The 25,270-nt window shown below is 35.8% G+C and carries 22 protein-coding genes and 1 pseudogene; 2 read left to right on the top strand and 21 right to left on the bottom strand.

What is annotated here, in order from left to right; genetic code table 11:
- Positions 1 to 167 precede the first annotated feature (167 nt).
- Positions 168 to 1,190: a LacI family DNA-binding transcriptional regulator gene (locus tag SOLCA_RS07825; protein WP_014679901.1), complete on the top strand. Its 1,023-nt coding sequence runs from the start codon at positions 168 to 170 to the stop codon at positions 1,188 to 1,190.
- A 144-nt stretch (positions 1,191 to 1,334) separates the two neighbouring features.
- Here SOLCA_RS07825 and SOLCA_RS07820 read toward each other — a convergent pair whose 3' ends face one another.
- From SOLCA_RS07820 to SOLCA_RS07805, 4 genes are all read right to left on the bottom strand, one after another.
- Entirely contained in the window at positions 1,335 to 1,913 is a 579-nt protein-coding gene (locus SOLCA_RS07820) for a hypothetical protein (protein ID WP_014679900.1), read from the bottom strand.
- Positions 1,914 to 2,455: 542 nt separating this feature from the next.
- Positions 2,456 to 2,842 (bottom strand): hypothetical protein, encoded by a 387-nt coding sequence (locus SOLCA_RS07815; RefSeq protein ID WP_157604533.1) that lies wholly within the window; start codon positions 2,840 to 2,842, stop codon positions 2,456 to 2,458.
- Between the two features lie 44 nt (positions 2,843 to 2,886).
- A complete protein-coding gene (locus SOLCA_RS07810) occupies positions 2,887 to 3,885 on the bottom strand; it encodes a DUF6515 family protein (RefSeq protein ID WP_014679898.1) in 999 nt (332 codons plus the stop codon).
- A gap of 20 nt (positions 3,886 to 3,905) precedes the next feature.
- Positions 3,906 to 4,634, bottom strand: a complete 729-nt coding sequence (locus tag SOLCA_RS07805) for a DUF2092 domain-containing protein (RefSeq protein ID WP_014679897.1) — start codon at positions 4,632 to 4,634, stop codon at positions 3,906 to 3,908.
- A gap of 459 nt (positions 4,635 to 5,093) precedes the next feature.
- On the opposite strand from SOLCA_RS07805, the gene SOLCA_RS07800 reads away from it, so the two are divergent.
- Complete coding sequence (locus SOLCA_RS07800; protein ID WP_014679896.1) at positions 5,094 to 6,086, top strand: hypothetical protein; 993 nt, start codon at positions 5,094 to 5,096, stop codon at positions 6,084 to 6,086.
- Positions 6,087 to 6,248: 162 nt separating this feature from the next.
- On the opposite strand, the gene SOLCA_RS07795 is transcribed toward SOLCA_RS07800, so the two are convergent.
- The 17 genes and pseudogenes from SOLCA_RS07795 to SOLCA_RS07715 form a co-directional block, all read right to left on the bottom strand.
- A complete protein-coding gene (locus SOLCA_RS07795) occupies positions 6,249 to 7,403 on the bottom strand; it encodes a type II secretion system F family protein (protein WP_014679895.1) in 1,155 nt (384 codons plus the stop codon).
- A 2-nt stretch (positions 7,404 to 7,405) separates the two neighbouring features.
- Positions 7,406 to 7,888 carry a PulJ/GspJ family protein gene (locus SOLCA_RS07790; RefSeq protein ID WP_014679894.1) on the bottom strand — a complete coding sequence of 161 codons (483 nt, stop codon included), beginning with the start codon at positions 7,886 to 7,888 and terminating at the stop codon, positions 7,406 to 7,408.
- Positions 7,875 to 8,237 (bottom strand): hypothetical protein, encoded by a 363-nt coding sequence (locus SOLCA_RS07785; RefSeq protein WP_014679893.1) that lies wholly within the window; start codon positions 8,235 to 8,237, stop codon positions 7,875 to 7,877. The genes SOLCA_RS07790 and SOLCA_RS07785 overlap by 14 nt, the downstream gene beginning before the upstream one ends.
- Complete coding sequence (locus SOLCA_RS07780) at positions 8,225 to 9,481, bottom strand: hypothetical protein (protein ID WP_042479521.1); 1,257 nt, start codon at positions 9,479 to 9,481, stop codon at positions 8,225 to 8,227. The genes SOLCA_RS07785 and SOLCA_RS07780 overlap by 13 nt, the downstream gene beginning before the upstream one ends.
- A gap of 6 nt (positions 9,482 to 9,487) precedes the next feature.
- Positions 9,488 to 10,468, bottom strand: coding sequence for a hypothetical protein (locus SOLCA_RS22270; RefSeq protein ID WP_014679891.1), 981 nt, complete (start codon positions 10,466 to 10,468; stop codon positions 9,488 to 9,490).
- Between the two features lie 12 nt (positions 10,469 to 10,480).
- Positions 10,481 to 11,191 carry a hypothetical protein gene (locus tag SOLCA_RS22265; protein ID WP_014679890.1) on the bottom strand — a complete coding sequence of 237 codons (711 nt, stop codon included), beginning with the start codon at positions 11,189 to 11,191 and terminating at the stop codon, positions 10,481 to 10,483.
- A 6-nt stretch (positions 11,192 to 11,197) separates the two neighbouring features.
- Positions 11,198 to 11,836, bottom strand: a complete 639-nt coding sequence (locus tag SOLCA_RS07765) for a toxin-antitoxin system YwqK family antitoxin (RefSeq protein WP_014679889.1) — start codon at positions 11,834 to 11,836, stop codon at positions 11,198 to 11,200.
- Positions 11,837 to 11,842: 6 nt separating this feature from the next.
- The gene (locus tag SOLCA_RS07760) at positions 11,843 to 12,334 is read right to left on the bottom strand and encodes a hypothetical protein (protein ID WP_014679888.1); all 492 of its coding nucleotides are present in this window, start codon (positions 12,332 to 12,334) and stop codon (positions 11,843 to 11,845) included.
- 15 nt (positions 12,335 to 12,349) lie between these two features.
- The gene (locus tag SOLCA_RS07755) at positions 12,350 to 13,312 is read right to left on the bottom strand and encodes a fibronectin type III domain-containing protein (RefSeq protein ID WP_014679887.1); all 963 of its coding nucleotides are present in this window, start codon (positions 13,310 to 13,312) and stop codon (positions 12,350 to 12,352) included.
- A 171-nt stretch (positions 13,313 to 13,483) separates the two neighbouring features.
- Positions 13,484 to 13,663: pseudogene (locus SOLCA_RS23935) on the bottom strand (JAB domain-containing protein); the annotation flags it as partial.
- A 481-nt stretch (positions 13,664 to 14,144) separates the two neighbouring features.
- Entirely contained in the window at positions 14,145 to 14,501 is a 357-nt protein-coding gene (locus SOLCA_RS07745) for a hypothetical protein (RefSeq protein ID WP_014679885.1), read from the bottom strand.
- 74 nt (positions 14,502 to 14,575) lie between these two features.
- A complete protein-coding gene (locus SOLCA_RS23620) occupies positions 14,576 to 15,115 on the bottom strand; it encodes an RHS repeat-associated core domain-containing protein (protein WP_281048063.1) in 540 nt (179 codons plus the stop codon).
- A gap of 84 nt (positions 15,116 to 15,199) precedes the next feature.
- Entirely contained in the window at positions 15,200 to 15,679 is a 480-nt protein-coding gene (locus tag SOLCA_RS07735) for a hypothetical protein (RefSeq protein ID WP_014679883.1), read from the bottom strand.
- Positions 15,676 to 16,755 (bottom strand): RHS repeat domain-containing protein, encoded by a 1,080-nt coding sequence (locus SOLCA_RS07730; RefSeq protein ID WP_245536763.1) that lies wholly within the window; start codon positions 16,753 to 16,755, stop codon positions 15,676 to 15,678. Before SOLCA_RS07730 ends, SOLCA_RS07735 begins: the two co-directional genes overlap by 4 nt.
- A gap of 124 nt (positions 16,756 to 16,879) precedes the next feature.
- Positions 16,880 to 17,779, bottom strand: a complete 900-nt coding sequence (locus SOLCA_RS07725; RefSeq protein ID WP_014679881.1) for an ankyrin repeat domain-containing protein — start codon at positions 17,777 to 17,779, stop codon at positions 16,880 to 16,882.
- Between the two features lie 3 nt (positions 17,780 to 17,782).
- A complete protein-coding gene (locus SOLCA_RS07720; RefSeq protein WP_245536762.1) occupies positions 17,783 to 21,202 on the bottom strand; it encodes a DUF6443 domain-containing protein in 3,420 nt (1,139 codons plus the stop codon).
- Positions 21,203 to 21,220: 18 nt separating this feature from the next.
- Positions 21,221 to 24,850 (bottom strand): hypothetical protein, encoded by a 3,630-nt coding sequence (locus SOLCA_RS07715; RefSeq protein WP_014679879.1) that lies wholly within the window; start codon positions 24,848 to 24,850, stop codon positions 21,221 to 21,223.
- Positions 24,851 to 25,270: the final 420 nt, after the last annotated feature.

The following is a 25,270-nucleotide window of genomic DNA, read 5'->3' as shown; positions in this document are numbered from 1 at the left end:
AAATGTAGATGTTAATTTTTTATAACCAAATTTTATTTTAAAATTTATTTCATCAACTTGTAAAACATGACTTAGCTCAGCTTCTTTTGATATTTAATTTCAGTTTATAATATAATTTAAAAAGATTTGCAAAAGATCGAAAGCATAAAGAAAAAAGGAGTATTACATTGAAAAAAACCACCATACACGATATAGCCAGAGAACTAAACATCACGTTTTCAACAGTAGCCAAGGCACTGAATGACCATCCTCGTATTAAAGCTTCAACCAAGATAGCCGTACGTGAAATGGCGGTCAAGTTGAACTACCAGCAAAATAAGCTCGCTTCATCACTTAAGTCTGGAAAGACAGGAATTGTGGGTGTTTTAGTACCAACATTGGATGTCAGCTTTTTTAGTTCGGTGGTACATGGTATTGAATCGGTGATGAATGAGAATGGGTATAGCATCTTGTTGTATCAGTCGAAGGAGCTTCATGCGCATGAGGTTAGCGGAATTGAAACCTTCCTTCAATCGCGAGTAGAAGGTATCATTTCATCTTTAGCGTTGGAAACTTCAACGTTTGATCATTTTAAGGAACTAAAAGAACGTGGCATTCCGGTCTTACTTTTTGACCGTACAGATGATGAAATTGGTGTGCCTTGTGTAAGAATTGATGACTATCGAGGTGGTTACATGGCTACTGAACATTTGATCAAACAAGGCTGCAAGCGAATTGTTCATATCTCAACTGATCAGAATGTTAAAATTTTCAAGGAGCGTTTAAGAGGTTATAAAGAAGCGTTATTACATTACAATTTACCTGTAGATGATAAGCTAATCTTTTACGGCAACCTGTCGATTGAGTTGGGAATGCAGTGTATTCAGCAATTAGTTGATAACAATGTGGACTTTGATGGAATATTTGCTTTTGAGGATTACACCGGTTTAGGTGTTTTAAAGCAATTGAAAAAGCTAAATATTACGATTCCTAATCAGGTAAAAGTAATTGGTTTTGCCAATGAAGCTTTTGGAGCTCATATCACTCCTCCCCTTAGCACAGTCGACCAACAGACCGTGAAAATGGGTGAAGAATCGGCTCGTTTGTTTCTTAAATTACTAAAGAGCGGGGAATACTATTCCACTACTCCAGAGCAAATTGTTCTGGATCCGTTGTTGATTATACGGGAGTCATCGGGAGGAGTAGGTTGATAATGATTTTTATATCCGCACTATGCATTAGATAATTCGGTGGATTTTATGCAATATGTAAAACGAACAAAGCCATCCTTAAAATTTAAAGATGACTTTATTACTTACTAAAATATTGATTATTATAGATTTTGAATCAAACACTTATAAAAATTTAATACTAAATAAAAATGGATTCTTGGTAGCTGCTTTGTAAACAGCGTCATTAACATTCTCGTAACTAAATTTTACCACTTCTTTAATAGACCCATTTTCAAAAATGTTAACCTTAGCCAGATTACCATTTTTATCATAAGAATATTTTGCCTCCTTATTTGAACCTAATACTTTGAAGATTGCAATCTGTTTTTGACTGTTAAATTCAAAATACTTAGTTCCATCAGAAATAAATTGACCCTTTACAGTGGTGTATTTTACTGATGAAGTTGGAATTTCAGATGAATTTTTTTTATCAAAATAGTTGCATTCAGTCAAGTTTCCTTTTTCGTCATAAGCTAATTTATACACATTTCCATCGCTGGTAAACGATATAATTTGATTTTGATCATTTGCAAGATAACTTTCGTTTAAAGAATTGGTTTTTTTTAAGGTTACAGTTGTTACTGGAATTTCCAAATGCTCATTTGCTACTATTTCATTTTGAGTTGGTTTAGGCATTTCATCTTTGCAGCTAACGGTTACTACTGCCAAGGCAATAGTAAAAAATAAATAATTTTTTTTCATTTTAATTTAATAGTGTTACTTTTGTTTAATGGTTCGTAGATAGAATAGGTTTAGTTTTTCAATTGCCTTACGAACTGGCCGCGAAAATATTATTTCCTTTTAACTTCCAATGGCTTTTATTATTTCTTGATTTAAATCAAATAATTCTGCTATTTTATTTATCTCCTCATTTATATTATAATACACTGAATTGAGAATTCACCCCTATTAGGTTTAGATGTAATGTCAGTTACCTAACTTTTAATCAATCGGAAAAGTTGGGGAACAAAAGGAGATAATTTCATCCTAAGGAGTAAACTTCGGAGAAGTCTAACCTTAATAGAAATAGAAAGAAAAGATTTGAAAGTTAACTCCGTATGGAGTGAAACTAAACAAAGAATTAGTTTCGCCCCTTCCAAAGCCTGTAATTTTCAGAAATGTAGTTTAGCCGATTTTACTGATCAACAAACAACAATAAAATTAAGGTGATATGAAAAACAAAACCCTCTAATTATTTCATATAGAGGGCGCTTATTATCATAATTGATCGGACAAAAATTCTTTTATTTATCCAGCTGAATTTTGGAATTTTTCATTTTGTCCTCAACATATTTCATAAATTGATCTCTTTTTTCCACACCCATAATTGCATCTAATTGAGCACTTCTGGCTGCCGTAGCTACTTCAGCATATTTTTCCTTTTCCTCATCGGTTTTTACATACCGGCCAATTCTGTCGAGGGTTGACAGATAACAAGCATTTACATTGTCAATATCCGTTAGCTGAGTATCTGTCATCCCTAAAGTATTCTTAAGGTATTTCTGATTGTCTTCTCTGAAAGCTTTGGCTTTCATCATTTTTTCTTCTTTTGACAATTCAGACCATTTTTGTGCGCTGGCAGCTTGCCAACCAACAAACAGAATGCTCAATAGCAAAATAATTTTTTTCATAGCTTTTACAATTTGAATTTTAAAAATCATTTATTTCCAATCCATTAACTCCCCTCTTCTATCTGAACCACTTCATACTTATTGCCTTCAACAGGCTGATAATAGGTTTCACCAACTTTTACATACGTCTGATCTCCGATTCGAACCTCCTCCCCACCTTCTGGTAGTTTTTCAATAACTGCACCCGCAGGTGGCGCTACTACCTTATAGGTGGTACCATCTTTTTCATAATAAGCACCTCCGTAATAATAATTGGTAGTATTATTTACAACCACAGTTTCATACCCGGAGGGAATGGTTGTTACTGTGCCTCCTACAGGTGCCTGAACAACCGTATACCCATTAGTTGAAGGTTCGTACCAAACTCCCTGATCATAATGATATTGTGCATTATTCACACTTACAACAATAGCTGTTACCGCAAGGGTAGCTACAAAGAATCCCCATGGATGCCAAACCGGGCCCCAATAGAATGGTCTGTAAGGATGATAGAAGTAGGGATGATAGCAATAGTAACTTCGTCCGCCATAACGATAAGGAGGTCGGTTGTAAGTATTGATATTATTCCTTCGAACAACTGTATTTCTGTTGTTATTTACATTAATGTTTTTGCTGTTATCTACATTTATATTGACATTTCTTTTACTGTTATCAATATTTACTTTGTTACCACCTTTGCCAATGTTGGTATTGTTATCATCTCTTCTAGCTGTGTTGTCTTTAATAGTTGCATTTCTACCCGCATTATCGCGGTTATTAATTTGGGTTTGACCTCCGGATGATGACCTGTTTTGGCGAACTCCACGATCTGCATCAAGTTGGCTTCCTCCATTGATTGATCGCTTTTGAGGTGTACTTGCTGGCCTTGATGGAGTAGAAGGTCTATTGTGAGTGGCTGGTCGAGATGAAGCTCCTCTGTTACCCACACCACCTCCTCCTCTATGAGGCATCCGTTGACCATTGCCATCTATAGGTTGAAAAATAAGTGCTGAAACAATAAAGCTGTATAGTAATACTTGTAACGAAAAGGATTGCGTTTTCATTCCAAAAGGATTTTAGTATCTTAATTTTTTGCTGTTTTTGCCAATATGGTTATTTCATGTGCCCCAGGTGGTGGAGCAAATTCAAAAAGTATATCGGGTAAATTTGGATTCATAACCCAATTGGAAAAGGTGGCTTCATACTGCGGACTTTGGTCTTTACTTTTATAAATAATCGAAAACCTCATCGGTAAAGCAGTACCATCATTAGCGATCCATATTTGTAAGTGCAGTGATTGACTGTCGGCTAATAGGTGAAAGCAGTCTTTGCCTTCTATTTTTGCAATTCCTACAAGAACAATCTTATCAAAATGATCGAGGATATCATCACTAAATGTGGGATAAAAGAAATCTGCTGCCGGAAAGTCAATTCCATAATGTTCATGCAAGCTATCTATCGTTGCAATGATACTGGACGGAGCTTTCATTGTTGCAAAATTATTCTCTGTATATGAATAGTAAGTCATTTGCTTCCCATTATACCAATAACCACGATGTCCTTTATCTCCTTTAGTTTGTATTAACATTTTATCTGGGCCAACCATATAAACTTTGCTTTCTCCATAGTGCTTTACTAAACCATATTCTCCCAACTCATCACTGGCCGTACTTAAATCATAACTACATGATTCTAAATCTCCTATTACATTGCTCATCCTGTCGAGTATGAGCACAGCCATTGTGTCCACCTTTTTTGTTTGTGAAAAAACGGAGAAGGGTATAAATAATACTAAAATCAAAAGTCGTTTCATTGATTACAGATTAGGTTAACATAAATAATTAGTCATAAACTGAAAATCAAATCATTGAGCTAATGCTGCTTTATCTTAATAAACTTTCTTTAAGTAGTAGCGCCTATTGAATGGTAGAAATAATTTACGATTACTGAATACGGACGGAAGCAATTGCAGAAGTTGATCTCGTTAGCGATGCCACATGAGCGACAAAACACATTGATGGTGTTGCAAAAGATAGAGCAAAGCATAAACTTAGATTTTAGTTAATTTAACAAATAATCATTAATTAACTAAATTTATTAATCCCTAATGAACATCAACAAGCTGAAGAAATAATAAAAGAAAGCGATTGGCAGACTGAAATTCTCTGTATCCGACAAGAGATCAGCAAACTTTAGCGATAAAGTGTATTATTTTACTAAAACTATTCTTAATAAAAATGATTTTCAGTAAATTAATATAAATATACGCTTCATGAAAAAGCATCTCTATCTTCTATCTGCATTGCTGTTTATAGCTACTTATGCAAAGGCTCAAATAGTTTATGACTATCCAGATTCACAAAAGCCTATCCGCGAATTCACAATAAATTACCGGCAAAATATTACAAATGATCCCGTATTTAAATCAGTAAACTATCCTGGTTATGTGAAAAGTGCATCCAAGACCAAGTTAACTGGTAAAGAAAAAATAGAAAACAAACCCTGGTTTGTAGGAAAATATTCAATTAGTGGCGGTGCATTCTTCCCGATAAATAATACTCAGATACAAGTTGGCAATTCCGCTGGCACAATAGGTACAGTAATCGATTTTGAAGATGATTTAAACTTGAGTAAGAATACACAGACATTTTTGATCGGTGGAGATATACATTTAGGTCGCAGAAGTAAGATGGAGTTAGTGTACTATCGCTTTCACAGGAATTCATCGGCTACCCTTGATAAAGAAATTCATTTTGGAGACAGCATTTACCCTGTTAATGCAAGCGTAAAAGGCTTCTTTAATTCAGATATTTATCGGTTTGCTTACGGATACGCATTTATTTCTAATCCAAAAGTCGAAGCCGGCCTTTCTTTCGGTCTGCACATCATTGATACCGAAGTTGGATTACAAGGTATTGGCGTCAATCGAGGATTTGATGCATCCAAGGATTTTGGTTTAACAGCACCCCTACCCGACTTTGGAATATGGGGCGGATATGCTATTTCTAAACGATGGGCCATCAGTGGAGAATTCGATTACTTTTCCTTAAAAATAGGTAATGTGAAAGGCAGAATTTTAGGCGGCAATTTTTTTGTAAAATACAAAGCAATCGACCGACTTATAATCAATGCAGGTTATACAGGATTTAACTTTAAAGTGGATGCAGAAAAAAACAATAAAGTAGGATTTTTAAAATGGGGATATAATGGACCTTCCATCTCAGTCAATTATTTATTAGGAACGTTGGGTAAAGGGCCGATGTAAGAATATTATTCTACGGAAACAATATCATAATATAAGAACAGCAGCAAAACCATCTTAACGAAATGATTTTTGCTGCTGTTCATTTTTTTAACAAAATAGCGTTATTCTAGTTTCCCGATTTTGTAGGTTTAATATGTCATATTTATATCGAATACAATTGCATTAGAATTTCCCGCCCAATTGGAACATTGGTAAATACATAGCGATCAGAATTACTCCAACAATTAATCCCAGAAAAATAATAATGAATGGTTCAAGTAGACTACTTATAACTGAAGATTGATGTTCAATCTCTTCGGAGTATTGCTTAGCTAATTTGTCAAAGAAAACATCCAGCTGATTAACCTCTTCACCAACTTTAATCAGCGTAATCATCTTTGAATAATAGATTTTATATGCCGACATACTCCTATGCAACGATTGGCCATGTAAGATATCATCTTCTATCTTAATTAAGGATTGCTCAATTGGATAAAATCCGATCATTTGTCGGGTTAATGAAATAGCACGTAACATTGGGATTTTGGAGCTAATCAACAGATTCATTGAGTTACAAAACCTAGCCAGATAAATTTTGCGAATTATTTCTCCTAACACGGGAAGTTTAAGTAATAAAGCTGCATTCCATTTCCTGAACGACTCCGTATTTCTCAACTGATAAATACCAATGATGGTTCCTCCTAAAAATAAAGCAACTAACCAGAAATAAGTTCTAAAAACGCCTGAAATCTTAACAATAAAAGCGGTAAGAAATGGCAAATCACCTCCAAATCGTTTGAAAACATCAGCAAACATTGGAACTATGAAATTCATCATAAAGATGATTGCAGCAACGGAAGTTAATAATACAATTGCCGGGTAGGTAAGCGCACTAACTAACTGGCGTCTTTGCTTTATTTTTTTCTGGAAATAAACCGCTAAGTCTTTAAGAACGGCCGTTACTTTACCCGTTTCCTCACCGATTTCGACACTAAAATACTCATAGGCAGAAAACTTACCTGAATTTTTCATTGCATCCGAGAGATTGCCACCGGTTAGTATCTGGTCTTTTATATCCGTGAAAAGCTTTTTATCGGCTTCTTTTGCCTGCTCATTGGCAATTAACTCCAGGGATGTTTTTATATCAACTCCTGAGCCCAACAAAGTCCCCAACTCTTGATAAAAATCTTCTTTCGTTTTATCTGAGAGTCCTTTACCAAATAACGAAATATCTTTACTAAGTACGTCAGTCCATCCGTTTTTCACTTCGGAACCGCCTGTTGCTTTAGTGTTTGAGTTTTGCTTTTTACGGTATTGCTTAATGTCGATTCCCTGCATAATTATCTATCAAAACTCATTAAACTTTTTGCATCATAAAGTTTCTTCTCTCTAATGGCAATAACCCTGTTATTTTCATCAATAATATCAATTTTAAACTCGTCGATAATTTTGCCACTCTCCCCTACCTCTTTTTGCCGGTAATAAAAAACAGGATCAATAGTGTTAATTTTTAATGAATCAGTTATTAATGAAATGCGTAAAACTAAGGAATCATTTATTTCATAAATCACATTTGAAGAGTCATTTTTACAGCTAAAACCTGTTGCTGTTTTATATACCAAGCCGGCATTTGAGATATCTTTGCGGACGAGTTTACTAAACAGCATAATTTCATTAATTTTTGAGGTTGTTTGCCTGTATTGCAACAGCTGCCTGTTAACTATTGAAAATGCTAAATAGGCCACCCCAAGAACTGTTACACTAATTACCATAACAATAACTACTTCCATTAAGGTAAAAGATCGGAGTCTATTGATTTTCATCTTTTAAAACAATCTCTTTATACTCATTCAACCTTATTCCATTCAAATCTTTAGCTTCTAACTCCAATAAAATCAAATCAGAAGATTGGGGATAAGGTTTCACTGTTATATCAATAATCAGTTCATCTTCGTTAATCGTATCATCTTTAAAACGATGTTCTTTCTTTACCTGATTCGCCACGTCCTTAAGTTTACTGTTGGCCCATAATTTCCTACCACTGAAAGATGCTCCAATAATTTTAATGTAGATCATCAAACTTAAGGCAAATACGGTCATAATAATTACCAAGGCTACAACTACCTCCACAAGTGACCCGGCACGAATTCTTTTGTTTATCAACGCAGCCATTTTATCACTTTTTTTTGATTTTTTTCACCAAACAGTGAAGAGCTTACAAAATAGGGAGATAATCTGCTTTGATCAATCTGAACATCTAGCATGTGATTCTCATAATAAGTAACCGGGGTTTTCAACACAAACCGATTACAATATACGGTACCAAAAACATTTCCCAATAAATGCAAAAAACCATTTGAATACAAAATACCTTCCACAGATGCATTTTTTTTAAGTTCGATCATCGTTTGCTTTAAATCCTGAGTCTGCATTTCGGTAAACACAATTCCCTTAACTGAAGTATTCTCTCCAATATGAATAAAGGGTTGAGTATCGGTATTTTCTTTCTTTATTAAACCCAAAACTGATGGGTAAGTGAATCGGCAATCATCGCCAACTTTAAGTGAATCAGTAACAAAAACTTGTAAATTCCCAGAAAAGCCATCATGAATCTCAACTGCCGGTGCGAAAATTAATGCATCTGAAATCTGAGCGGATCTATCGATAACGATTGGTTGTTTAGCTACAATTATTACATTTCCTTTAATAGAATTGGTAATAGTAAAGTCCTTGTTATCCAGCATTATCAACAAAGTGGGCCTATCAAAAGGCTGATATACGTTGTTTGTTGCAATTCGTTTAGTTTTATTAAGAAACTGAGTCAACAACAATGAATCGGATTTCAAAAAATCAAGCACAGACGATTTAGTTTCCTCATTCAATGCGGTAATTTGTTTTTCACTGTATTTTTGTTTACCAAAAACCAGTTGATCTCGTTCATACGGTTTTCCGTTGATATAAGTACTTCGTATACCAGCTTGAGGCAAAAACACATCTCCTTTTATCAACGTACTACCTGCAATTGAAATCGGTCTGTCCTGATCCGTTAAATAAAGTGCAAAACGTTTTGCCGGATCATACGACTGACCATATTGAAAAACTTTTTGATTTTGATGAACTCCTGAGAAAGCCTTTATAATAGCAACATCAAAAATCCCCCAAACCCTTTTGACAATTTGAACAGAATCCGTTTGCTGATCAAAAAGATCAAGCGTCACACTATCCGACTCGATACCATTTTTTGAGAGCAAAATATTAATACCAGATCGGGCATTTGCCTCTAAACGATCCTCTAACTGATTCTCAAAGACAACTAACCGATTCAAATAAGCATAATAGATCAATGCACTCATCAATAAAGTTATGATGAATGAAATGATCAGTACCATGAAAAGTGTTCCGGCTTTTAGCTTCAATTGAATCTATTTATTGGTTTTTAGTAAAACTACCTCTGCTTTTAGCTCATTGATCTCCTTCTGCTGTTGCAACAGATAAAGGGTCAACTCTTCAATCTTTTGAAGCAGTTTGGCATTCATTTCACCCACATTAATACCGTTTGATTTTACTTCTTCAGCTGAAGGAATTCCCGGAAGATGTCCTTTTTCATTAATATGTTGTTCGGTTTCTTTCAGACTTGGTAGCTTATAGTCTTTGGCAAACACATAATCTGGCCATGGAGTGGCTTCAACTTTTATTTCAGTTGCTCGGATTTTGCCAGCTACAGCTAGTTTATAGCCTTTGGGATCGGTTGTGCCAATACTTACATTACCATCTTTTGTTGCATAAATAAGATTTCCATAAACAGATTGTACAGATTTATAAATACTAACATCCGATACCTGAGTCTCCTGAACAATTTGAGGTTTAGTACCATCAATTGCATTCCACCATTCACCTCTAAATGTTACCCTTCCTCCTGAACCGGTAATCTCAGTTGCTTTAATAGCAAAATATAGTTGATTATTATAGGTAACCTTATATACATTTATGCTAATAGTGTTATCTGTAAGCGGAACTAAAGAAATAAAACTGTTCCCCCATGCCGTCTGAGTAATAATTCTATATTCAGCATTAATATTGCCTGATGTCACACTACCTCTGTATAAAGATAATATGCCACTTAATCCAGCCTGAGGGCTACCTGTCCCCCCAGTTATCATTGGCGATAATAAAACATAGTTTGGCACTGCACCTGCTCCTACATCACTAGTTAACCCAATATTTAATGGTGCAATAAAAGATGTACTTGTTGCTAAATGGTCAATACCGGCTTTGATATCAAGTTTTGTTGTAGGACTTAATGTACCAATACCAGCATTTCCACTTGTTGGAAATGTGTTGGTTTGTGCTTTGCAAGTACTATAGGTTAAAACAAACAAAAAAATGGCAAGTATTTTTTTCATAAGTAGACTAGATTAATTCATTTTCTTTTCTAATTCAGCTATTTTCTTCCCCTGTTCTATTATCGTCTTGTTTTGTTCAATAATATAGAGTGTTAATTCTTCGATTTTTTGAAGCAGTTTTGCATCCATCTCTCCCAAGTCAATACCATTTGCTTTTACTTGTTCAGCAGATGGAATATCAGGCAGGTGCTTATTGGATTGAATAAATTGCTCTACTTCATCCAATGGTTTTAAAGAATATTCTTTATGAAATACAAAATCAGACCATTGACTAGTTAGATCAACTTTTATCTTTTCTGTTCTTATTCCAGTTTGAACGAAAAGTTTGTAGCTATTATCAGAAAAATTGACTCCAAGGCTTCCAACAATTACTTTTCCACCTCCATTTCCAATAGAAATATTGCCATTTGAAGTGGTATTTAAATACAAAGTATTATTGGTTCCTGTTGGGTAGGACTCAAGAACAAGATAACCTTCGTTGCTGCCTCTAATTCTGCCTCCGATAGCACTTCCAAAATAAGTATAATGATTGAACGCGTTTCCCAAAATGGCCGTTGCAATACTGCCATCTGCTAGTGTCGCAGTTGTTATAACATGTAAGCCCGCTTGTGGGTTAGTAGTTCCTATACCAACATTTCCAGAGGTAGGTAATGAATTCGTTTGGGCCCATGCTGCCCCTGTCGCAAGAAATACTAGCGATAATATAAATGCAATTTTTTTCATGTGTTTTTAGTTTAGTTGAGTAGATGCGTTACTAACTTTTGTACTTTCTTTCTTTCCGAATAACCGTTTATAATAATACTTAAACTTATTTTTCATCAAGCTTTCTTTTTTGCGGACAACCTCACCTTTCTGATATTTTGTGACACTCACGCTGTCATTTGGTAAATATTCATAGGCTTTACCATAAAAAAGCTTGTTCTTCATTCTTCCTTCTTTCAGTTTCCTTCCCTGCTCATCCAATGTTATAAATCGCTCTTCATCTTTCCCTTTACTCCAATATTTTATTTCCTGCAGATTGCCTGATGAATACCATTTCCGCCACTCACCATCTTTTAAACCATTCTTAAAGGCTCCTTTTTCCTTTAAAGTCTTGTCAGGATAAAAGCTTTCATAACCACCGTTTAGAAGTTTGCCACTATAACCACCCTGTGTCGACTTGATTTGTCCTGCACTGAACCAATAATAAGTGTTAGAAATTTTAGGTGTAAAGCTGGGCTTATCGTTATTAACATGGGTGTAGATGGTTTCATCCACTTTATTTACAACTACCTTGTTGGTTAAATCAAGGTTGGGAATACGTTGGGCAAACGTAATACCTGGCAATAAAAACAAACTAAATATAAATAGGTAAAATACTTTTTTCATAGCAGATTAATTAATTCTGATAAACTTTGACTTTCCCTGAAACAACACCTTAATCGAATCTTTTTGATTCTTCATCAATTTAACACCGTCATTAGTTGCACCTTCTTTCATCATATAGTCCTTACCTCTGATATTTACTAAAACAATTGCTTGCTTTGAATTGGCATTTTGAATGACTCCCGAATACCTGATAATACTCCAATCAATATAGGGTTCTATTTTTATGGGTTTAGGAGCACTAATTGTATTTCTTTTTGAAGTATCAATTGATGCTTCGTTATAGGGTTTATCTAAAAATGGATCCCTGTAATTAGCCATTAAGGTAAATGTATCGGGCATTAAAGTTATCGTTGGAACTGCAATTCTATCTTTTACAGGTTTAGCAACATGGTTGGTATTATCAGAAGCCGCCACCGAGTCAATAGCTTTATAGAAAACGTATCCCCAAATAAAAAGTACTGCAACTAATAAACTATAGGTTGTTGTTTTGTTTTTCATGCGACAAACAAGTAATTACTGACTGACGATAAATTTGCGAAACTTGCTTAGTGCACTTTCATTACCTGCTTTATCTATCGCAGCAACTTTCCAGTAGATTTTCTCTCCTACTGTTCCCAGATTAAACGAAAAAGAGGTAGTAGAAGTTACTGTTGGAAAACTTGAACTATAAAGTGTCGTGGAGTCAGCTTTATAAACATATAGCTTATATTTTTCAGCTCCTGCAACAGCATTCCATTGTAAGATGGCAGGTAAACTAACAGACTGATTGTCGGCCGGAGATTGTAAAACAGGTATAGCAGGTGGAGTTTTGTCAAATATCACTCCATAAATAGTCGACCATTTTGACTGTGCAGTATCATTTTCGGCTCTGACTCTCCATTGAAATGCACGCTCTTTCAGAAACGTAAAGGTTTGCTCATTGGATGGAATCACCACTTCATACATAATTTTTGATTCGTCAGCAAAGTTATTGCTGTCGACCTGAAACCTATATTTTGTAGCTCCGTAAAGTTGTTCCCATTTAAAACTAAGATCTTTCTGGTTAGTTTGAAATCCATTTGATGGCGCCAGTAACCGTACCGACTGCTGTTTAATGGACGAATAAGCTATGTTAAGTGTTCGTTTCACATAAGAAGTCTGAGTACTTCCGTTCTCCCCTCTTACACGCCATTCATAATTGCCAGGAGCAAGACTAATGGTATATTTTGTATCACTTATTAACGTATCTAACACATACTCTTCAATGGCATCAAAATCAGGAGTAACAATTTGTAGTCGGTATTTCAAAGCATGCTCGACAGGCTCCCATTTAAATGTTTGTGTGTAATTCGGAGATACTATTTTATCTCCCGGAGCCAATAGGGTTACATTATCTTTTTCAATGGAAGGTTCAAGAAACTCAGTACAGGCAGTTACGAGTATGCTACATAAAACCCACAATAGTATATTGTTGAGTTTTAAAAATGATTTCTTCATGGTCGATTTAAAATTTTCTTTCTCACTTGATCGTGCTTCCAAAACTATAAATTTATTTATGAATTGTTGGTGTTTTTGATGGGTTTATTGAGAAGGGGATTCTCTGTATTTATTTAAAGTACAATAGGAGTAATTTCTTTTCTTCCGATTCTGGCTTAACAACAACTTCACCTAGGTAAAAGAAAGATCATAACCGTTATCCACTTCAATTTTATCTAGATATCCTTTGTCCTTAAAGCTCATATAGTCGATTTCGGAAATAATAAGGTGATCAATCACGGGAACTTTTAAGAACCTACCAATCGCTACCATTTCCTCTGTAATGCAATAATCCGAATCAGACAGCTCAACTGACCGACAAGGAACTGCTCCAACAGTTTAAAGAAGTAGAACTGTTAAACGCCGAAGACAAACATTTGATCAAAACGTTTCTGGATGCCTTTCTCACCAAACGGCATATTCAGCAACTTGCTAAATAATAAAGGCCATCCTCGCTAAAGGATGGCTTTTATTTTTCTTATGTACCGGTGAAAAATAGATAAAAGCTAATTATAAGCCATTATAGCTGCGAATATCCATGCAAAAGTTATAACTGAAACGCCATAAAAAAATGTTTTAGACGTTATTTTTTTTGCATTGTATAAAACCAAGGAATAGGCAATAATATTTAATAAGAGAAAAATAAAAAATAGCACCCAAATTCCAACCGTATGTTTTTCATTGGATGCGTACCCCATAAGAAAAACAGTTATCATAAAACAGATATAGGACGTTACAAACAAAAATAGATTTACAACTATGAATTTTAGAAAATCTTTCATTTTTAGTACACTCAATTAGTTTTAACTTGTATTCCATATTGCTTTTGCATGTATTCTGTAAAGATTTTAATTAACTTTTTGCTATCCCCATTACTATTTTGGAAGGCTTTTAAAAAGGCACCAACATCTTTAACAAAGGACCCATTAGCATGAGCTCCAACGAACCCCGATACTTTTTCATCAGAACTAAATGCTGCCTTCACTCCACCCATATCATTTCCTGAAAACTTATCCCTATCATGGTGATGAGCGTATTCATCAACACCATTAGGAGCTGCTATATCATCAGATTGATGAGGAGCCATGTTATAAACAAAATCAATAACATTATTTGGATCAGCAAATTGATCTGAATTTTCTTTTATCATTTCAAGTAATGATTCTGTGTACCCTACACCAAATGCAGCGCCTCTACTATGTGTATAAATTTGTATTTTTTCAGTTATTTTGCCAGTCTTGGATCCCTCTCTAATTGTGAAAGTATTTTTTGAAAGTCTCGTTTTCCAGCTAATTCACCTGCAACCTTCCTAGCAGTTGCATTTCCTGAAGTACCACCATGTAAATCCGAGACCCTTTCATCTTTTATCCCTCTATCACCATCAACTAGAATCATTGTTCCACCTGGGTTAGGGATGCCTGAACTTCCTATAGTTCTTAATAATTGTGTATCCCAATAATTTTTACTTGCTCGCTCATTATTACTACTCACTCTTCCATTAATATATATTGGAAGTTCGCCATCCTTATCTATAAAATTAACAGGACTGTTTAAAGAATAAACATAAGGTGATGACATTTCAAGCAATTCAGCTTTAGGATCAGGAACATTCCACCTTCCCAGCAACGGATCATAAAATCTAGCTCCATAATCATATTGACTTAAACCTTCCTGCAGTTCTTTACCATTGTACAGGTAACGGTTATTGGAACTGCTGGTAATACCTTTACGCAACCCAAATGCATAATACTCATCCTCTTGGATTACCCTTGCTGTGCCAGTCGAAGGATCTTTGTCCAGACTTATCCGTACGTTGCTTATAAATTTAATTAGTTTTTGAGATTAGGTTTATTTTTGAATGTAAGATTTTGTCTCCGTTAGCTGCTCCAATCTTAAAATAATCTCATTTTTAAATACTTCACTTATGTCATCCTGTTCTTTTATACTGAATTTATCTTTGATATACCATCTGTCATTTTCACTTTTGTATACTGCCCTTAAAGCTATCCTCGTATACTCAGGATGTTGAACGCCAAACCCAGCATCTACATAAGTTACATAATATATCCTTGAAGGTTCGTTTTCAATGTAGAAAAACTTTCCCTTAAGAAAACTATATCCCGCATCTTTCCAATAATCCTCGATATATTTCTTCTCAGTAGGAACTTGAAACTGCGGATATTGGTGATAGAATTGCTTCAAATAACTTTCCATCTTTTCCTCTTTCAAAGGAAAAACAATGATGTCCCATCCCCCCAATGTCCCCGCGCTTGGAGGAGAACAAGAAGTAGCAAATGCGATAAAAATTATTAATACTAATTTCTTCATAGTTTTATTGGTGGTGAAACCATCACTGGCATATAATATTCTATTGTTTTGGGCAAAGCCCCCAGCCCTAAACCGACTCCAACTACTCCAGCTCGAAACCTATTTATTGGGTCTATACCTATATTTATTGAATGTAATAGATTTTCCAAAACAAAAGTCCAATCCGCAGGTATAGCCCGTTTGTCATTGAATAGCCCGCCAGAACCTTTAATTTGTAATCTATCATATGCTAAATCATGTTTAATTGCCGAAAGCTCTATAGGGTTAGCTGGTATATAAGAAAAATCATCATCTCCATTATACTTTTTAGGATTGTTACCACCCGCATAAGAAGTCCACAATATATTATGTCCTAAAGTTCTAGGATCCAAAGCCTCCGGAGTCAAACTACCTTGTACCTCATGCCTCATATTACTAAATGATTCCTGATCTTTGTACCATCTAGTATAGCCAGTTTCTTTGTTTGTGTAACCAATCATTTTAACCTCACTTAGCAAGGTGCTTCCATTACTTAACTTACCTCGACCATTAGTTGACATTTCATCTTTAATAAAGTCATCCATTTGAGATGTTGTAGGATCATTTTTCAATATGGTTTTCTCCGTTTCTATGTACAACATAAACCTTTCGATATCCTTTCTATCTTTTGTGGTATAACCTCCTGCTGTTTCCTCCCATAAACCGAAAGGATCTATAAAACCTATTGGATTATTATAACAATATCTGTAAGGAGTTAAACTAAAACTAAGTTCTGCCAACGGGTCAGGAACGTTCCACCTCCCCAATGTTGGATCATAAAATCTAGCCCCATAATCGTACTGCCCTAGACTTTCCTGTAACTCTTTACCATTGTACAAATAGCGGTTACCTGAACTACTGGTGATTCCTTTACGTAATCCAAATGCATAATACTCATCTTCCTGGATTACCCTTGCTGCACCTGTCGATGGATCTTTATCCACACTCACCAGTGCATTACCCAAATGGTCACTAAGGTTGCTTTTATCACTTATCACCGGGTCACAGACCCTTGGTTTATTTACAGTCGAAAGTCTCGCTACGAAGACTTCCGACAACAGTGTGTCTAATTTGCAGTTAAAAGTCTCGCTTAGGCTAAGACTTTTAACAATAAGGAGTTGAAAAGTAGTACTGCATATAACATGCTCCAAATTCTCATGAACAACTAAGGCAACGGAGAACCTAATATTTATCTAAATATTCTTGCCAACTGTTTGGATACATCTTTTTTGCCTTTTCAATCACAAAATCGGGGATGGGAATCTTTCGATAATCAATGTCTTTTTGTTTTAAAAATGCTACAACTTCCATTTTTTGCTGATATTTTTTTGAATCAAGAGGGAAAATTTTTTCTCTTAATAAATCTACTGTGTAAATTTTTTTTCCATCATTGGAAAACTGAGCCCTATCAAAAAGCATTAAGGAGTAATCAGCACCTTTTTGAAGTAAATATAGTACTACATCGTAATGATCATGCATCAATGCTTCCTTAAGGGGAAAAGCATTATATTCATTTTTATAATTAACATTGGCTCCCGCTTCTACTAATATTTTTACTTTATTTATGGGTGAAACAAATTGATTAACATCACTACAAGCCAACAGTAGAGGGGTTCTACGAGTACTATTACCCTCTTGCCGTTTTCCGATTTCTTCATCATTAACATTGCCTCCATATGCCAATAACAATTTTAAAAAACGAGTATTATCCTCATTATAATTTTCTATACCTGCCGATTCTATCATTGCTGAAGATCCATTGTAATTATTATGTTTGTTGGGATCAGCACCCAGCTCTAATAAAGTTTTACAGGATCTGTAGTGTTGATTTTCAACCGTAAGTATTAACAAGGTATTCCCATATTTAGGTTCAGAATAATTGATATCAACCTTTTCATTAACGATTATCCTTTTAATTTCTTTCAAATTTTCATCCTGTACGGCTTTTGCCAAATTCCAAACTGGAGTTTGTTGAAATAAACGGTAATCATTACCCAATAATTCACTTTTATCTATCAATTTATCCCGGTTAGTACATGATATAAGAAATACTAATAGAATTATATAAAGTAAATGTCTCATGAATTATTTCGATTTTATATAATCTGAAGGATATATGTAAAACGCTTTCAGCATATTATCTATACTGTGCCCGTTATACAAAGATGGTAAATCAGGAGGTTCTACATAATGTTTTATTCCATTTACATTTGGTAACCAGAATACATTATTTTGAATAGCATTTAAAGGATCAGTTTTCATGATATAAGCATCAATCCGCGATAGGTTATTTGCTTTACTGGTAAATCCAGTTACCCCTGCGGCATTAAAGGTTATGGCATTTCTTCCTGTGGCATAAGCATTTGCTACTGCTTCTCCTCCTCCTAATGAATGACCTGTAAAAGTTAATTCAATTTTACCTCCTAATTCATCGCTTATCTTTTTAGCGTTGCTCATTGAAAGCTTATACTGACTAGATATACCCAAGGGTTGTATACCATCATGTTTTGCATCTGTACCATCTTCGGTACCTGCTGTTGCGTACACATATTCTGTTATCCCCTTGCTTGTACGTTCATAAACTTGCGATTTTAATCCATTTGTTGAGTTTTTTGTGATACCAAATTCTCTCTGAGACACTTTCCATCCGCCTTTCAATATTTTATCATCTTTATCACCATAAACATGCGCAGCCATTGCGGCTGCTTGCCGAGGTGTTGGCTCCATACCATCCGGATCAATAAAGCGAATCGGATTATCAAAACAATAGTTGTACGGCGAATGCCTACGCATTTTCTCGGCTAACGGGTCAACAGCATTCCACCTACCTAAAGCCGGATCATAGAACCTGGCTCCATAATCGTACTGCCCTAGACTTTCCTGTAACTCTTTACCATTATACAAATAACGGTTACCCGAACTGCTGGTTATACCTTTACGCAATCCAAATGCATAATACTCATCCTCCTGGATCACGCGTGCGGTGCCAGTCGAAGGATCTTTGTCCAGACTTACCCTTACGTTACCTAAATGGTCACTCAAGTTGTACTCATAAATATAAGAACTTCCGTTAGGAATAGCCCTGCCTTCTTCAGTTTGAATGAAAGCTAAGGTACCACTTTGCTCATAATGGATGCCGTTTACATAATCGTTATTCTTGCCTGCTTCAATTCGTCTGAGCTTGCGTCCTGCTGCATCGTAAATATAGGTGATATTTTGAGTTCCTGTTATTACATTAGGCAGGTTTAAGTAATTATAGGCTAACGTAATTCCTTTCTTACTATCGGTCAACAGGTTACCGTTTACATCGTACCCATAGCTGGCTATAATATTACCCGCTGTGCTTTGCAGCTGGTTACTATTCATACCGTTCTTTAAATACTCATAAGTGGTGTTGCCATAACCTGTTCCCGTACGGTTTAGCGACTTAATATTCCCCATTACATCGTAGGTCAGGGTCTCATTCAGTAAGTTACCGGTCGAAACAGCATTGGTTAAACGGTTCAGTTTATCGTAACTGTACTGGAAGTTTTTGGCTCCGCTGCTTGGCCCGGTATAATTCATCTCCCCGATATTGCCGTTGTACTGCTTGTAGGCTGTTGCGGCATCCTCATACTTCAGACTCATGGAAAACTTCGGAGCCGTACTGCTTTTCAACCAGCCGCGGATGTTATAGGCATAATCCACTGCTTGCAGGTATGAGCTGCCATTGTTTTCGGAATGCAATTGTTTTTTAATCTGCTGGCCCAGTTCATTGTATTTGTAGGAAGCTAGTAACACTTCACTCGCACTACCGATCTTTTCATAGGTATCGATTCGTCTGCCCATGTGATCGTACTCATAACGGGTGGTGATCTCCAGCGGTGCTTTCCCTGAAACGGTATGGGTGCGTTTGGTTAGTTGGAGCTGTCCCGGAAAATCATAGGTGTTATCCACCACATCCTGACCTGAAAGGTAATTGGTGCTCTTACTCTGAATCACCCGGCCTTCCTTATCGTAGAAGTTTACCGTCCATAAATAGGTACTGCCGCCATCCAATACTTTTACTTTGGTTCCGGTCAAAAGGCTTCTGGTCATTAAGCTCTGAGTTCCAGTTTGCGCGCCAAAAGGATTACCGGTAAACGCATAGTTATCGTAATAGTTAACGGTATAGGTATCCGCAATCGATGTTGGAAAACTGTTATTGGAGTAATCTCCTGTTGGACGACTTTCCCATACCTTACTTAAGGTATCCACCCTTGCCTGTAATTCTATCCGCTTGACATTACTGGTAAGTACTGTAATATTGCCTCCGTCCTTGTACAAACCGGTCATTACCACCCTGCCCAGCGCATCGTACTTGGTAAATAACCACTCATCAGCCGCTTTATTCCGCTGAACAGCATCCTGAGTCAATACCACCTGATCCAGCTTGTTGTACACAATGAATTCCCAACCTTTGGCAGGAATTTTCTTTTCCACCACCCGTTGACGGCCATCGTAGTGATAGGCATAGATCAGTTCATTGAAGGTTACATCGTTTTCGGTTATACTGGTAGCTGTTACTGCCGGAGGAATTACATACCGCAAGTTGCCGAAATCATCGTACACGTACTGAGTTTGTAATCCTCCTTCAGCTTGTTTTAGTACTACTTTGCCTTCCTTGTCCTTGTATTCAATGGTTTTATTCCCATTTTCATCAGTAAGGGTGGTTTTATAGAACTGGTTAGGTTCATAGAAAGTAGCCGTCGCACCGGTTCCATCAGTCTTAACGGTCCACAGCTTTACTTCATTGGCCGCATTGGTACCGTATTCTGTTTTTATCGTATGGCCCGATTCGGTAATAGAAGTATTTAATAACTGCCAGGCCTCTCCTGCTGCTCCCTGTTGTTTCACCCGATTTAATGGAGAGGCTTCAAACTGAGTTTCGGCAAAAGGATATCCGGTTCGAGCAATATTAGCAGCTAAAGTGCTTGGATTCGGCGCTGCATAAAAGCTGCCCACTGTTGTACCCGGCACAATGTTTTTATAACTGCCGTTGCCGGTTGCATCCACATAGGGTAAGTACTTCTTCGCTTCCCGGCCAAAAGCATCATATTCAAACGGCTGGACAATGTCGTTAAGCAAAGGACTCCCCTTGGTTTGTACCGTTTGCAACGGACGGCCTAGTCCGTCAAAATATTGAATGGTCTGGCTGATCTCACAGGTACTGCGGTTGGCCAGCCCCGCTTCATCTATAATGCCCGGTACTTTAACGGTATTGGTAAGAATGTAATTCTGGTTAACACTCGGTGCTGCTGCCAGCGGCACACAGTACGCAGCTGCTCCACTGATGTAAATCCTTACATTGCTGCCTGAAGGAATGCTTACTCCCGGAAGCAGGGTAATGCTCTGGCTGGCCATGATTTCTGATTGGCCACTATAGGAAGACAGGCTCACGTTAGCCTGTTGGGAAAATGCTCTTGCACAAATTATGCTCAGGATAACTACCAATAGTAGCATCCTTTTGTTAAAAAGCTGTATCATTCGTATGCTAGGTAGATGTTATTGGTTTTGGTAATGATAATCCGTTGCTTTTAGGATGTTGCCTTCCTGATCTTTGATCCATTTTAGTCGTTGGAAGTCATCGTACTCGTAATAGGTAGTCTGTCCTTTGGCATCGGTTGAACTAGTTATGCCTACTAATGGGGTATAAGTATACGTGGTCATCTGGGCATCAGATGGATATAAGCGTAGTTCATCAATCAATCCAGTTCCTGAAATTGAAACTGAGGCTACACCTTTTACCTTATGCTCAAATAAGTTCCAACCGTTAAAGGATTTTACTTTAACTGCAGCACCCTGAGTACCCGTTATCGTAAAGGCAGAAGTATTCTTTGTCCAATAAGAAACAACATATTCAGTGGTTGCTGTCAACCCAGATTTACTGATAGCTCCATTAGCAATATTATACACTTTTGTTCCGGTCGGAGCTTTTAAATCATCTGTAGGTGTTCCGGTAAAGCTCCAGTTGCCTTTCCCATCTGCTTCAAAGGAACAATAAGCTATATCAGTCTGAGTTGCATTTTTTACTTCAGCTATAGGGTATATATTATTATAATCCCATAAAAATGCCGCTTTTGACAATTCGTTAATCGATTTTTCTAACGGATTACAGTTTGGATTATAACTAACACTTATGTTTGGTTTATAAAGAGAACTTTTTACAACATTACCATTTACAATGTTAGCTGGATCGAATGATGTGTTAGGATTTATCAACTCAGCTTTGTATACAGTTTTAATTACTGGCAAACTTTGATCATATTCTAACAGGGTGGCGTCTTTTAATTTGTTAACACCATCTTTTGATAATTGAGAAAACTGCTCAATAACTGGAATGATAATGTTTCTATCAACTAAATTCTTTAATGCTAATGAACTGGGAGAAGTTGCTGTAACTCCATTATAATATATGTCTGAAGGATATTTGAAACACTTGGTGATTACCTCTCCATTACTTGATTGGATAGTTATCTTTTGAGGCTGTAAGTTTTTTATATTATACTCGAAATTCTGTTCAGTTATCATCCATTTATCGGATAAGCCATCACGTTCTTCTACCACCGTTTTATCAAGCGTTAAATAGCCATTTTTCTTTTTATACCAATACAGAATATAAGAAGGATAAAAACCTGCCGGCATAAATGTGCTCGGAGACTTTATCATCTCGAATTGAATTCTATCATTTTTAGTAACTGCAACTTTTAGAAAGAGTTCACTAAAATTATCCGGATTACTATCTCCAAAGGTCTTACTATAAGTATTTTTTTCAATTCTTATTGGAACGTAAGTACCATTATTATTTAAAAAGGTTGTTTTCTTTAAAAGTTTGCCCCTGTAATTATCATTTGAACTTACCTCAAGATAAGGTTTATCAAGAAGAGTGTTTCTCCAATCAGACTCAGTGATATTAAAAAAAGTACCATTTCCAAAATCATATTCATCCGGATAGTCACGGGAGGTTGAAAATTCATAAACATTTTTATATTTTCCATTGGTAATCTCCTCTACTGATGAGTAACCAACTGAAGCGCCTTGAGTGAGTCCCAAGTAAAAAGGTGATGATTTGCCAATCAAGTATGTCCCAAATAGCTCAATATTTGTAAGATATTGTTTGATAACAACATTTTCTGTGTATTTACTATTATAGAACGGATAAAAAGGAATTACTCCTGTTGAAACATTGTTCGCTCTATAGAAGTATTCTTTTTGTGATGTAACATTATTAACGTTATCTATATCTTTCACAGATTTTAACCTTAAACCTCCTACTTCTTTAACAGCGATCTCCACTCCGGTCAATATATGAGTCCAAGTAACATTAAAGCTATAATAAGTAGCGTTTTTGTTATAAAAACAAGGTTTCATTTTATGTATTATCCTATACGTTCTATTTCCAGGCAGGTATAACCCCTTTGCTTCAAATAGCGAATAATAATAAGTACTACCTGTTCCATATAGTTTTTTAAAGGATTGATTAGTTGCTACCACAACATTTTCTTGTAAATCTAATAGCTCCCATTCTACTCCTGTATTATAATAACCAATGGTTTCATAATCATCAGGAGAGGACATACTTATAGACACTATTTCACTGTTTGTTAAAGTAAAGTCTTTGTATCGCTCAATAACAGCATTACAGGAACTCCAATTAATACCTGAAAAACCATTGTAAGCATCTATTCTAAGTTCAGAACCCTGCTGTTCACTTCTTTCATAAGGAAAATAAGTATTTGCATCATTTGATTCATATTCATATTCCGTTCTTCCTCCAGTGGGATAGATAATTTTTATTAAAGCCCCTGCTTTAGAATACAAACTATTTACATCTCTATTTCCTCCTGTAATTTTACCGTTATTAACTATCATATCAGGAACAAGAATGTTATTAACTTTAGCATTATAATACCCCCAATGATCCTGTGCATACGATAATCTACTTGGTAAACCATCATTATAAACAAATTCATATGTATCTGCTTTAGTTGAGGAGGTTCCTTTATCGATAACTTTTTGAAGCATCAAACGTTTATCTCCATTGGGATAGTAGTATTGAAATTCAATCTTTTTAATCAAAGAACTATTGTTGTTTACCTCAATACCTTTAAGACAATAGCTGCTAGGCAAGTCTAATCGTTCCTCACCTTTTATGAAATTAACAACTACACCATTGCCAGTAATCTTATTAATTCGTTTTGCATACAAAGAATTAATAGTTGTTTTGGATTTAAAACTTTTTTTTGTTTCTACTCCTAAAGTATAAGTCTGGCTCTTATCTAAAACATATCTCATGTGCTGACCCAAAATTTCATAATGAGCCTGAACGTAACTCTCATATTCAAACTTTAATTCCTTTCCTGTTGGAGAAATTATTTTAGATAAATACCATGATCCTGTATATTCCGGGCCATTACAGCCATATGCTCCATACGCTTCAGGAATATCAATCTTATCACTAAAAGAGTATGCAGTACAGTGGGTTTGTCGTTCACGAACATCAAAAATATAGACAAAACCATCCCCGGTAGTTGCTTTAAAAGAGGTAATCTCATAAGTATCACGTGTTACTTCAAACTTAATCTTATTCAAATAGGTATGATGTATGTTTCCATTTCTGTCAAAAAAGAAACTCCCCGTATTCCCGTTGAAATTAAAGAAATAGATATCAGACTCGCTATCCGTTAAACCTGTTGCAATTTCATTTGCTTTATAGGGTTCAAGAGTCAACGCTCCTGAAGGTACCTGATAGGATTTATCTAAGTATCCTCTTAAAATGTCGTCAGGTCGCCCAACAACAGATCTAGTAATTACTCCTCCTGCGTTTAAGGAAAACCCTAAACCCACTTGCGACGCTATATCAGATACCTTAATACCTCCTGTTGCATACGAAAGTGAAATGGGTAAATTAATATCCCCAACTGAGATGGTATATAACGGAATATTAATATTGGCTTGTCCTGTGTATAGGTTAACAGGAGTTTCTCCATACTTGCCTAAAGAACTTGCTTCGGGTAATGGAGGAATTACATGTACAACTTGATCATAATTAATTTGTGTTTGGCCGAAAGATGAAAATCTTGTAATTATCAAGAGTAAAATGACTCCTATAATTCTAAATCGATTACGCTTCATTTAGATGATTATTTTTATCAACTCAAATATTTTAGAAGTAATAAGTAGTTGATAGTTTTCGTTAAAATTTAATTGATATATATATTATAATTAATTGTTAAATGCCTTACAACTTACCGTCTATGTCAGGTTACCATACCATCTCCTTATTTTAATTATTTTCATTTTGTCTCTATTAGTTTTTTTAATAGTTTATTTTCACACTTAATTTCTTCAATAGCTTTGTTCTGTTCAATCAAATGCAACGTCAACTCCTCAATTTTTTGAAGCAATTTTGCATTCATCTCACCTAAGTCAACTCCATTAGTTTTAACCTCTTCGGCAGAAGGAATACCAGATAAATGTCCCTTTTCTTTAATGTGTTGTTCGGTTTCTTTCAGACTGGGAGCTTATAGTCTTTAGCAAAAACATAATCTGCCA

This window comes from Solitalea canadensis DSM 3403, from assembly GCF_000242635.2.
Classification (GTDB): domain Bacteria; phylum Bacteroidota; class Bacteroidia; order Sphingobacteriales; family Sphingobacteriaceae; genus Solitalea; species Solitalea canadensis.
This window is presented reverse-complemented; position numbering and strand designations above follow the sequence as displayed.